This is a genomic window from Dehalococcoidia bacterium, from assembly GCA_035310145.1.
GTDB lineage: Bacteria > Chloroflexota > Dehalococcoidia > CAUJGQ01 > CAUJGQ01 > CALFMN01.
Genome location: DATGEL010000058.1, coordinates 18,092 through 29,970, shown reverse-complemented (window position 1 = coordinate 29,970; position 11,879 = coordinate 18,092). Strand labels below are relative to the sequence as shown.

Here is an 11,879-nt window from a genome sequence, read left to right as displayed (position 1 = left end):
CAACGCGCCGACGAGGCCCAGCAACAGGTCCACGATGATGCCGTGGGGACTGGCCACGACCTTGCTCGCCAGCCAGCCGGCGGCCAGCCCGACCACGATCCACAAAATGATGGCTTGCATCACAGCGCTCCTTCGCGCAGGGCGGCATGCGGCCGCGACGGGATGGCGTATGCCTCCCTCGCGGCCGGCAGGGTGTTGCGGAGTGGCCCAGGCAGCAGCTTAGCTGCGGCGTGAGCGGTAGTAGCCGCCGCCACCGAGCAGAACCACGAGCAGAATCACAATGACGATAATCAGCAGCATGATGGAGTTCCCTTCGGTGAATACCCGGTCGTGTGCCGCGCGATGCGAGCGCCACTTACCGGAAGACGAGCACGAGGATGATAATAATGACAATGAGCGCGAGCAGGCCACCGCCAATAAACATGATAAAATCTTTCTGCTACGGCGAGAAGAGGCGCCATCAGAATGATCAAGATTCCGATATGATTGCTCTTCTTATCCCGTCCAGTTCATTGTAGGCGCGCGATTCCCGCAGCGGTCTAAGTATTTTCTAATCACTTTCCGCCTTGCGATTAGGAAGAATATTTCAGCAGTTTTGTAGACATACACGCTGCTGCGCGTCATTTGTGACCGATTGTTCGGGTGTGATGGCGCAACGGCAGCAACGAAAAAGACGACGTGCTGGCCGTTGGCCTTCACGCGCATGCCCGCAACGCGGGAACTTGCCTCAAAGAGCAGTCATCCACGGAGCCCGGCCTGGCGTGGGGTCCGATGCCGAGCAGCGGTGGGTTGGCGAACGCATCGACGTGCATTCCCTGCCCCGCCAACTGGTCTCTGCGTGTGTCGCCGGTCTTGCAAGCACCCGGTCCTGCCGCACGGTCCCCGGGTCGGTGGCCGGATGACCGCATGAGCGCGGGCGTCACGAGCACCGGCTGTGCGCCGCGCTGCCTACGCGGTGAGCGGCAGCCGAACCGTGACGGCTGTTCCGATCGCCTCCGTGCTCTCGAGGCCGAGCGTACCGCCTTGCTGCTCAACGATGGCCCGAGCGCCAAACAGCCCGATGCCGGTCCCGTCCACCTGGTCTACGACGTTGCTGCCGCGGTAGAACGGCGTAAAGATGTACGGCAGATCGTGTGCCGGAATGCCGGCTCACTGGTCCTGCACGGTCAAGACGGCGACGTCGCAGTGGCCGCTGCGGTCGCGTGCTACGGAGACGCGGATTGCGCTGCCGGGGGCGCTGTACTTGATGGCGTTGCTCAAGAGGTTCGCGAGCACCCGTTCCAACCGGGCAGCATCCCAGTTGCCAATCAGGGTCGCTGCCGTCGTCGACAGGGTCAGGTCATGGTTGGTGGTCTGCGCATACTCGCTGACACAACCGCGTGCCAGCGCCACGAGGTCCGTCGGCTGACGATTGAACTCGACCGGCTGGCCGCTCTGGACGCGTGAGAGGTCGAACAACTCCTCCACCAGCTCGTTCATCTTCCGCGTGCGGTGCTGAATCTGTGCGAGAGCAGTGAAGACCCGCGCCGGCTCCACGGCTGCCACGCGCCGCATGTGCAACTCCAGAACCTGGGCGGTACCGCGAATGACCGCCAACTCATTCTTGAGGTCGTGGACGGCGGCGGCGATGAACGTATGCGGGCCGTGCCCCGCGGCCGCGGCGGTCTGCTCCGGTGGGAGGATCGTCGTCGCTTCTAGCTGCAGTGATGGATCGTCGCCGGTCGCGGTTGCGGTTCCCATCCAGCCGGCGATGTAGCCGGCAAGCCCGCGGACGGCCTCGACGTGACGCAGAAACCAGCAGTAGACGCCATCGGCGCGCTGGAGGCGGCAACGGGGAGTTCACATGGCCGCCCAGCGCCTTCTGCCTGCTCCCACGCCACCTGCCAGCGCAACAGATCGTCCGGATGCAACGCCTGCTGCCAGCCAGCGCCGCGGGAGACGGCCAGGCTCAGGCCGGTGTAGGCACACCAGGCAGCGTTGATATAGTCGACCTGGCCGTGCGGCAGGCAATGCCAGACCAGGTGCAGAGGGGCGTCGGCGAACCGTTGGATGCCCGTGACCGGTACCGGCGCTCCGGTGATCGGAGGCGGTCTCAGCGTGGCTCGCGGCGGACTGGACACTTCGACACCCCATCTCTTCGGCTCAGCGTGGCGGCGGTGGGTCGTCGGAGATGCCAACCATGTTGCCTCCGCAGTGTCCCCGTTCAGCCGGCCGAGCAGGTCGTGAGCGCCGTACCATCGAGCGCCGCCTGTCTGCCGGCGAGGACACGCCGCAGCGCCTGCGTAATCTCGTCCAAGTCAAACGGCTTGCCGACGAGCTCGATCGCGTCCGCGGGGCCGACACAGGCGCGGAGGGCACCGAGGTTCGTGGTGGTGATCACGTAGTGCCCACCCTGCCACTGGCGCCGGACTTCCTGCAGGATCTGCCAGCTCTCCCGATATGGGGGCGAGATGCTGTAGACCGCGGCTACGGGCTGATGTGTGCGCAGGAACGCGAGGGGGCCAACTGCGCCCCCCGCAATGGTGGACACCAAGGTCACGGTGCGAAAGCCGTCGTCCTCCAGCGCTGTCTGGAGGATGTCCACCAGGTCGGCGGAGGAGTTCATGACCGCGATCAGGGGTTCGGAGGGCGTGGCAGGCATGGTATGACCTCGGTGTGCTGTGTGGCAACACCTCGGTCATCATCCCCGAGCGCAGAAACGCGACTCCGGGCGACAGAGGAACGAGAAGGAAGAGTTAACCAGTCATAGTCTACTCCTTGCGACGTGAAGTTGATAGTCGGCGTCAGGTTTTTTCCAGGGTCTTTTGATTCTCGCGGGCGTGGAGCGAGGCGCGGGATCGGAGGTGGCAACACACCCTGTACAGGCAACGACGATTGGTAGGGGCGGTTCGTGAACCGCCCGTCGCGGTAGAGCCGCGAGCAGCAGCGCACCGAATAGCGGAGGCGAGACGAGAATCAAAAGACCCTGAGGTTTTTTCGACTTCGGACGGTCGTACCGAAGGTGAGCGGCCGCTCACGCATGACGGCTCGGAAGCGAGGCCCCTGCTCACGATGATGCAACTTCTGCCGCCCGGATCGACGCTATGACGGGCGAAGGGCTCGCCGGGCCTGAGCGCAGCGAAGACGCGTCGCAAGGCAGCAAGCCATAGGCAAGCCCCCGTCGCGGCGATCAGCGCGGCCCCGGCCGAAAGCTCGGCCGGGGCCGCATGCGGCGGTGCAGAAACGCCTCGTGCGAGGCCGCGGCTACGTGGTGAGGATGTGGATCGCGCAGGCCGAGCCGAGGCCGATGGTGTGCGCCAGCCCCGCCTTGTGCCCTTCAACCTGGCGGCCGCCCGCCTGCCCGCGCAGCTGCCAGACGATTTCGCAGACGTTGGCGACGCCCGTGGCGCCGATCGGATGCCCCTTGGAGAGCAGGCCGCCGCTGGTGTTCACAGGGATGTCGCCGCCCAGCGCGGTGCGCCCCTCGTCGATCATGCGGCCGGCCTCGCCAGGTCCGCAGAGCATCAGGTTCTCGTAGTGCAAAATCTCTGCCGTGGCGAAGCAGTCGTGCAGCTCGACCGAATCGAGATCCTTCGGGCTCATGCCCGCCTGCTCGTAGGCCTGCTGGGCGCACGCCTTTGTCATCGTATTGATGTCGGGGAAGGTAAGCGTGCGCGGCGTGTAGGGGTCGGTGGTGAGCGCAGAGGCGACAACCTTAATCAGCTTGCCGCCGCCGGCGAGCTGCCGCGCCTTCTCCGCTGAGCAGACGATCGCCGCCGCGGCGCCGTCGCCGGTGGGGCAGCACATGTAGAGCGTGTTCGGGTAGGCCACCATGCGGCTGTTGAGCACGTCTTCGAGGCTGACCTCGACCTGGTACTGCGAAAGCGGGTTGGCCATGGCGTGGTGGTGGTTCTTCACCGAGACCTTGGCGAACTGCTCGTGCGTGGTGCCGTACTTGCGCATGTGCTCCATGCCGGCCATGCCGAAGACGCCGGGCATCAGGCCCGTGCCCAGCACGCCCTCGGGGCTGGTGGAGGGATCGGACGGCGCGCCGAGCAGGCCCATCTTGCCCATCTGCTCGGTGCCCACGGCCATCGCCACCTCGTAGGCGCCGGAGCCAACGGCGAAGACGGCCTCGCGGAAGGCGGTCGAGCCGGAGGCGCAGGCGTTGGAGACGTTGTAGACCGGCACGCCGGTCATGCCGACCTCTTTGAGGATGCGCTGGCCGGACATGCTGGTCTGGTAGAGGTTGCCGCTCATCAGGATCTGGATGTCTTTGAGCGAGAGGCCCGCGTCCTTGAGCGCCAGCAGCGCCGCCTGGCCGCCCAGCGAGCCGATGTCCTGCTCGGGATAGCGCCCAAACTTGATCATACCCACGCCGACGACGTAGACATCGCGCATGTTCAGCATGGCAGTCCTCCTCGAATCCAGCTCCGCGCTTCCGGTTCAGACGGGGCGGAACTTGTAGGCGACGATGTCGTTGCCTTCGCGGTCCTGGCGCACGACCTCAGTGTACATCTGCACCGGCATGCCGAAGCGCATGTTCTTCGGCTCGGGCTCGATGCCCTCGACGTTGGCGCGCACGGCCACGCCCTCAGGCAGATCGACGATCGCGGCGATGTAGGGCGTTTTGATGCCGGGCGCGGACTGGTGCACGATCGACCAGATGTAGACCTCGCCCTTGTCGCTGAGGCGGATCGGCTCCATCTGGTCGACGGCGGAGCAGTTGGCGCAGGCCCGCCGCTCGCCGGCGAAGGCGGTGCCGCAGTTCTTGCAGCGCGAACCGGCGAGGTAGGCGGGGCCGTTCTCTGGCAGCTTCAGAAAGGGGACGATCGGCCGCTGCCGCCTGGCCGCGGGTTGTCCGGTGGTCACGGGTTCCTCCATCCCAGCGCGGCGCTGCCGGCGTCCGCCGCACCCGCGCGCTCGCGGTATAGCACCGGGGCGGGAGGCCGTCAAGCCACGCGCCGCGGCGCGGGACGCCCCTGGCCGCGTGGCGCGGCGGCCTCGCGGCGGGTACGATCGGCGGGCACCTGCCCACCGGACGCACCGCCCGCCGGACCCGCTGGAGATGAGCTTCTGGGCCGCGACTTCGAGATCAGCTCGTACTTCCCGCACCAGCGGCTGAGCACACGGCTGGTGCGGGGCCTGTTCCGCGACCTGGCGGCCGCGGGCCTGCGCGTGCACGCCGGCGACGAGGATTGGCCCGTCTTCGACGGCCTCACGTCCGACGCCGGCGGGGTGCGCCTTGCCGTGCCGGACCCGGAGCCGCTGCTGCGCTCGCGGCCAGCGCCGTTGCCGCGCGGCTACGGCGTGATTCCGCTGCGCGGCGCCGTGCCGGGGATGGAGGTGCGGGCCACGGGCGCCATGCAGTTCTACCCGCATTCGCCGCGCCAGCCGGAGCTGGACGGCGTGCACCTGCGCTTCGATGACGCGACACTGCGGGCCGGCCCCCGCTCGGAGCTTGAGCCGGTCGGGCCCGGCTGGCAGGCGCTGCTGCGCTGGTACGGCGTGCTCTGCGAGCACTTGCGCGTGGCTTATGGCTACGGCGACTGGGAGGATCTTTTCTTGCAGTTCGTGGTGCCGCCGTCGCGAGCGGACGTGCTGCGCGGTGAGCTCCGCTCGCTCTTCCGCCTCAACGGCTTCGGGCCGGCGCTGGTGCGGGCGCTCGGCGACGACCGGCTGCTCTCGCTAGCGGCGGACGCCGTGTTGAAGCTGCGCTACGGCGGCGTGCTCGTCGGCCTGGGCCTCAGCTACGCCGGCGGCGATGGCGGCCGAGACGCGGCGGCGCGCTATCTGGGAATGCGTTCCGCGTAGCGGCCGCGGCTCGACAGAACGGCGGCCACGGCGCACCATGCGGATGCCGGCGGGCGCCGCAGCAGCGGCCAGAGAGAAATCCGAAGACGAGGGGAATGCAAACCATGAAGCTCGCGGGCAAGGTGGCGCTGGTGACGGGCACCAGCCCGAACATCGGCGCCGGCATCGCCGAGGGCATGGCGGCCGAGGGCGCGAAGCTTCTTTGTGTCGATCTGCGCGCCGAGAACGCCGAGCAGTGCGCCGCCGCGATCGCAAAGCAGGGCGGCGAGGCGTTCGGCATGGTCTGCGACGTGACCGACGAGGCGCAGGTGCAGGCGGCGATCGACACGGCGCGCGAACGTTTCGGCGGCCTCGACATCCTCGTCAACAACGCCGTGATCTTCAACCAGAAAGGCGTGCTGGAGATGCCGCTGCCCGAGTGGCGGGCGCAACTCGCCGTGATCCTGGACGGCGCTTTTCTTTGCACGAAGCTGGCGGCCAAGCAGATGATCGCGCAGGGGCGCGGCGGCGCGATCATCAACATCGCCTCTACCGCGGCGCACCAGGGCCAGCCGAACAACGTCGGCTACTGCACGGGCAAGAGCGGCATCCTCAATTTCACGCGCTCCGTCGCGATGGAGCTGGCGCCGCACGGCATTCGCGTCAACAGCCTGACGCCGACCGCGACGGACACCGCCGAGGCACAGGAGCGGGCCGCTGCCTGGGGGCGCGAAGCGCGGCCGGGGCGGCGGGCCGGCGGCCTGCCCTTCGCCCAGCTCGTGCCAATGCAGCAGTTGCCCTCACCGCGGCACTACGCGAAGGCGGCCGTCTTCCTCGCCTCGGACGACGCCGAGATGATCACCGGCTTCGACCTGCGCGTCGACGCCGGCGCCATCGCCAAGTACTGGCCCTGGCTGCCGGGCGGCCTGACGGTGCAGCAGCCCGCGCGCTGAGCGGCCGTTTTTCGTACGATGGCGGCGCGATCCGCGTCTTTTTGACGAGCAAACCGGGGCGCACGCAAGCGCGGCGCCACCAATCGTGAGGAGCGACGCAACACCGGTTCGGGCGCCCCGCAGTGAAATCACCACGGCCGCAGGCCGTCTCATTGTCGGGGGTATGAGGGGGCTTGCCCCCTGAGACCAACGGAGTTTTCAAATGGGCAAACTGGACGGGAAGGTCGCGGTGGTCACGGGCGCGAGCCGCGGCATCGGCAAGGCGATCGCCGACCTGTTCGCGGCCGAGGGCGGCAGGGTGATTTGCGCGGCGCGCACGATCCGCGAGGGCGACCATCCCCTCGAAGGCTCGCTGGAGAGTACGGTCAGCGGCATCAAGGCCGCCGGCGGCGAGGCCAGCGCCGTCGCCTGCAACGTCTCCGACGAGGCGGACTGCCAGAAGCTGCTGGAGACGGCGCGGCAGACCTACGGCCCCGTCGATATCCTCGTCAACAACGCGGCGCTCACCTACTTCATCCCCGTCGTGGACTTCCCGCCGAACCGCTGGCTGCGCTCCTTTGCGGTGAATTTCCACGGCCCCTTCTTCCTCTCGCACTACGTGTTGCCGGAGATGATTGAGCGCAAGAGCGGCGCGATCGTGAACATCTCCTCCGGCGCGGCGATCGGTCCCGGCCGCGGGCCGTACGACGGCGCGGCGGGCACCGGCGGCACGCTCTACGGCGCGGAGAAGGCGGCGCTGGAGCGCTTCACGCAGGGGCTGGCGCAGGAGGTCTGGCCGCACAACATCAGCGTCACCTGTGTTTCGCCTTCGCAGGTGGTGCCGACGCCGGGCACCGTCTTTCATCACCTGGTGGAGGGCATGAACGACCCACGCGGCGAGCCGGTGGAGTACATGGCGAAGGCGACGCTGCTGCTGGCAACGGAGCCGAAGGAGAAGGTCTCCGGCCGAGTCACCTACAGCCAGCCGATCCTCAAGGAGTTCGGCTGGATCAGCGAGGCGAAGGGCCTGGGCGTGGACCGCCAGGGCTCCGGCTACAGCCTCATCTAGGGAACAGGCGATAGGGAACAGGCGATAGGGAACAGGCAATCGGGAATAGGAGGCGGAGCCTCCACCGCCTTCAAATGACCAACACCGCAGCTTCCCCCTCTCTATCGAAGATCGCGCTCCGCGCGATGGAAAGCCCTGGAGAGGGGGCCAGGGGGTGAGGCCACGATGGGACCGCTCGCAGGCACGAAAGTCATCGAGATTGCCGGCATCGGGCCGGGGCCGTTCTGCGCGATGATGCTCGCGGACATGGGCGCCGAGGTGCTGCGCATCGACCGCGCCGACCGCGTGCGTGAGCACAACCCGGAGCAGCCGCCGAACGACGTGCTGCTGCGCGGCCGGCGCAGCCTCGCCGTCGACTTGAAGAAGCCGGAAGGCGTGGCGACGATCCTGAAGCTGGTGGAGCGGGCCGACGCCCTGATCGAGGGCTTTCGCCCTGGCGTCACCGACAGGCTCGGCATCGGCCCCGACGCCTGCCTGAAACGCAACCCGCGCCTCGTCTACGGCCGCATGACCGGCTGGGGGCAGGAGGGGCCGATCGCGCAGGCGGCGGGGCACGACATCAACTACATCGCCCTCGCCGGTGTGCTGCACAGCATCGGGCGCAAGGGCGAGGCGCCGGTGCCGCCGCTCAACCTCGTCGGCGACTTCGGCGGCGGCGGCATGCTGCTCGCCTTCGGCGTGGTCTGTGCCCTGGTCGAGCGGCAGCAGTCCGGCAAGGGCCAGGTGATTGACGCGGCGATGGTGGACGGCGCCGCGCTGCTGGCCGCGGCGATGCACGGCATGCGGGCCGGCGGCGGCTTCAGCGACCAGCGCGGCACCAATCTGCTCGACACCGGCTCGCATTTTTACGACGTGTACGAGACGGCCGACGGCGAGTACGTCTCGATCGGCTCGATTGAGCCGCAGTTCTACGCCGAGCTGCTCGAGCGCGCCGGCCTCAAGGGCGAGCCGCTGCCGGCGCAGATGGACCGGGCCCAGTGGCCGGCGCTCAAAGAGCGCGTGGCTGCCGTGTTCAAGACGAAGACGCGCGACGAGTGGAACCAGATCATGGAGGGCAGCGACGTCTGCTACGCGCCGGTACTCTCGATTCCCGAGGCGTACGAGCACCCGCACAACAAGGCGCGCGGCACTTTCGTCGAGGTCGCCGGCGTGAGGCAGCCCGGCCCGGCGCCGCGCTTCAGCCGCACCCGACCGGAGATCAGCCGTCCGCCCGCGCACGCCGGCCAGCACACGAACGAAGTGCTGGCGCGCTGGGGCTTCGCGGAGGGCGAGATCCAGAAGCTGCGCGACGCCGGCGCCGTGGCCTGACGAGGTGACAGGTTACCGGTGACAGGTTGGTCCATCTCCCGCCTTCGCCGTCTCCTAAGCCCTGATCCCTGGCGCCCAGATCTGTTCCCGGATCCCTAACCTGCCACCTGTCCGTCTGGCCGGGTGGCGTTGGCGGGAGCAAGCCTGCGAAGCTGGGCAAAGACGGCCAACCGGCGCCCTGAGTGAGGCAGATGGCGATCGAGCAGGCGCGAGGCTCCGGCTACGTCGCGTTCTTTCGGCGCAACGGCGCCTTCCGCCGGCTGTTCCTCGGCCAGGTGATCAGCTTCTGCGGCGACTGGTTTCTCACCGTCGCGCTGCTGGACCTGGTGCTGCGGCTCACGCACTCGGCTTTCCTCGCCGGCCTGCTCGTCGTCGGCCAGTCCTTGCCGGCTTTTCTGCTGGCGCCGTGGGCCGGCTCAACCGTGGACCGGCTGGACCGCAAGAAACTGATCATCGTCATCGCCTCGGCGCAGACCGGGTTGGCGCTGCTGCCCATGCTCGCCCGCTCGGCCGAGCTGCTGCCGCTGGCCTACCTCGGCGTGATCGGCATCGCCGCCGGCGCTGCGTTTGTTTCGCCCGCGATCCAGTCGGCCATCCCGAACATCGCCGACGGCGACGATCTGGTGCTGGCCAACGTGCTGATGGGCTCGACCTGGGGCACGATGCTGGCGGTCGGCTCGGCGCTGGGCGGCATCGTCGTCGCCCTGTTCGGCTTGAACGTCTCCTGCATCGTAGACGCCGCCTCCTTCGCCATCGCGGCGCTGCTGATCGGCTCGATCCGCGTGCCGTTCCAGCAGCAGATCTCCCGTACGCGCGTCGCTTTCATCTCCTCGCTGCGCGAGGCGGCGCACTACGCCCGCGGCCACCCGCGCGTGCTGGCGCTGCTCACCTGCAAAGGCGGCTTCGGCATCGGCGCGGGCGCGGTGGTGCTGCTCAGCGTCTTCGGCCGCGACGTGTTCCACGACGGCTCCTTCGGCATCGGCATGCTCTACGCCGCACGCGGCGTGGGGGCGCTGGCGGGGCCGTTCCTCGTGCGGCGCTTCGGCCGCGACGACAACGCGCGTTACCGCCTCGTCGGCCTGTGCGGCATCGCGTACGGCATCGGCTACGCGCTGTTCGCGATCTCGCCGGCGCTGGGCTTCGCCGGGGCGGCGATCGCGCTCGCGCACGTCGGCGGCGGCGGGCAGTGGATGATCAGCTCCTATGGCCTGCAGCGCGAGGTGCCGGACAGCCTGCGCGGCCGCATGTTTGCCGCCGACTTCGGCATGGTCACGCTCACCACCAGCATCTCGACGATCGCGGCGGGCTTGCTGGCCGATGCCGTCGGCGCGGTGCCCACGGCGCTCGCGGGCGGGCTGCTGATGCTCGGCTGGGGCGTGGGCTGGGCGCTCGCCACCCGCCGGCTGTGGCGGGAGCCCGCGCCGGTGTTCGCGGACGGTGTCACCGCCCCCGCGGAGGCACCGACCGAGCCCCGCGGCGAGCGCACCACGGCCTGACACGCCGGTGCGCCAGTTTTGCCGAGCTTGCCGACCGGGGGTGAGGCGGTTTCCCACGCGAGCGCGATATAGTCAGCGGCGGGACGAGCCAGAGGCTCTCCAGGCTTTCGGAGGGAGATCGTGGCGCAGATATTCGAGGGAGAGATCCGCTTCGGCGTGCACGCGGGGCCGCAGCACACCACCTACGAGAACTACTCCCAGCTCTGGCAGACGGTGGAATCGCTCGGCTACAACTGGTGCTCCGTCTTCGACCATTTCATCCCGATCATGTCCGATCCGCTCGGCCCCTGCTTTGAAGGGCCGACGCTGCTGGCCGCGCTGGCGGCGCAAACCCGCCGTATCCGCTGCGGCATCCTGGTGATCGGCAACACCTACCGCCATCCCGCCGTGCTCGCCAAGATCGCCGCCACGCTCGACCACGTCTCCGGCGGGCGGCTGGAGTGGGGCATCGGCGGCGGCTGGTGGGAGATGGAGCACCAGGAGTACGGCATCGCCTATCCGACGATCGGCCGGCGTCTGCGCATGCTGGGCGAGACGGCGAAGATCCAGAAGGAGCTGTGGACGCAGCCGCGCTCGACCTTTGAGGGCCGCTACTACCAGCTCACCGACGCGCTCTGCGAGCCGAAGCCCGTGCAGAACCCGCTGCCGCTGTGGATCGGCGGCATGGGTGAGCAACTGACGCTGCGCGTGGTGGCCGAGAGCGCCGACGGCTGGAACACGTTCTGGATGCCGCTCGATGCCTACCGACGCAAGCTCGACGTACTGGCCGGCCACTGCCGCGTGGTGGGCCGCAACCCCGCCGATATCCGCAAGTCGCTCGTCGTGCAGGTTCTGGTTGGCGACGACGCGGACGCACGGGCGCGCGCCGAGCAGTTGCGCGCCCGCGGCCAGACGCCGCTGACCGGCGCGCCCGAGCAGATCGCGGCGGAGATGGTGCGCTACGCGCGCGAGGCCGGGGTGGGCGATTTCATCCTCGGAGCCCGCGTGCCCTACGACTACGCGAACCTGGAGCGCTTTATCAACGACGTGGCGCCCCTCGTGCGCAAGGAGACCGGCGCGGCGGTGGGGCGGCCGGCATAAGCCGAGCCGCCGGCCTCGCATCCGGAGGCGAGCCGCAGCGCCGGCGCAGTTGGCCGAAGATCTGGGGCCGCCGGCAGGCAACGCGCAGGCACGGCAGCGCGGGCCGGTTCATGCATGCGTCCGTCCCGCGGCAGCCACGATCTGCCGCCGCCGGCTGCCCCTGCCCCACCGCGCTGCCTGGCGCCCGCTGGATCGGAGCCGGCAAACCGGGTGGTTGTGGAT

The 11,879-nt window shown here is 68.7% G+C and carries 9 protein-coding genes and 1 pseudogene; 6 read left to right on the top strand and 4 right to left on the bottom strand.

The genetic code is table 11. The annotated features are described in order from the left end of the window. Positions 1-948 precede the first annotated feature (948 nt). The 4 genes and pseudogenes from VKV26_11825 to VKV26_11810 all read right to left on the bottom strand — a co-directional run bounded on the left by VKV26_11825 (position 949) and on the right by VKV26_11810 (position 4,851). Positions 949-1,740: pseudogene (locus VKV26_11825) on the bottom strand (HAMP domain-containing sensor histidine kinase). A 463-nt stretch (positions 1,741-2,203) separates the two neighbouring features. Continuing rightward, entirely contained in the window at positions 2,204-2,641 is a 438-nt protein-coding gene (locus VKV26_11820; GenBank protein HLZ70578.1) for a hypothetical protein, read from the bottom strand. Positions 2,642-3,243: 602 nt separating this feature from the next. Then, positions 3,244-4,389 carry a beta-ketoacyl synthase N-terminal-like domain-containing protein gene (locus tag VKV26_11815; GenBank protein HLZ70577.1) on the bottom strand — a complete coding sequence of 382 codons (1,146 nt, stop codon included), beginning with the start codon at positions 4,387-4,389 and terminating at the stop codon, positions 3,244-3,246. A 36-nt stretch (positions 4,390-4,425) separates the two neighbouring features. Next, the gene (locus VKV26_11810) at positions 4,426-4,851 is read right to left on the bottom strand and encodes an OB-fold domain-containing protein (protein HLZ70576.1); all 426 of its coding nucleotides are present in this window, start codon (positions 4,849-4,851) and stop codon (positions 4,426-4,428) included. A gap of 264 nt (positions 4,852-5,115) precedes the next feature. Between VKV26_11810 and VKV26_11805 the strand changes: the two genes are divergently transcribed. From VKV26_11805 to VKV26_11780, 6 genes are all read left to right on the top strand, one after another. Further along, the gene (locus VKV26_11805; GenBank protein ID HLZ70575.1) at positions 5,116-5,793 is read left to right on the top strand and encodes a hypothetical protein; all 678 of its coding nucleotides are present in this window, start codon (positions 5,116-5,118) and stop codon (positions 5,791-5,793) included. Between the two features lie 104 nt (positions 5,794-5,897). Next, entirely contained in the window at positions 5,898-6,725 is an 828-nt protein-coding gene (locus VKV26_11800; GenBank protein HLZ70574.1) for an SDR family NAD(P)-dependent oxidoreductase, read from the top strand. Between the two features lie 202 nt (positions 6,726-6,927). Then, positions 6,928-7,773, top strand: coding sequence for an SDR family NAD(P)-dependent oxidoreductase (locus VKV26_11795; protein ID HLZ70573.1), 846 nt, complete (start codon positions 6,928-6,930; stop codon positions 7,771-7,773). A gap of 165 nt (positions 7,774-7,938) precedes the next feature. Beyond that, positions 7,939-9,081 carry a CaiB/BaiF CoA-transferase family protein gene (locus tag VKV26_11790; protein ID HLZ70572.1) on the top strand — a complete coding sequence of 381 codons (1,143 nt, stop codon included), beginning with the start codon at positions 7,939-7,941 and terminating at the stop codon, positions 9,079-9,081. 191 nt (positions 9,082-9,272) lie between these two features. Continuing rightward, positions 9,273-10,577 carry an MFS transporter gene (locus tag VKV26_11785; GenBank protein ID HLZ70571.1) on the top strand — a complete coding sequence of 435 codons (1,305 nt, stop codon included), beginning with the start codon at positions 9,273-9,275 and terminating at the stop codon, positions 10,575-10,577. Between the two features lie 120 nt (positions 10,578-10,697). Continuing rightward, positions 10,698-11,657, top strand: a complete 960-nt coding sequence (locus VKV26_11780; GenBank protein HLZ70570.1) for a TIGR03560 family F420-dependent LLM class oxidoreductase — start codon at positions 10,698-10,700, stop codon at positions 11,655-11,657. Positions 11,658-11,879: the final 222 nt, after the last annotated feature.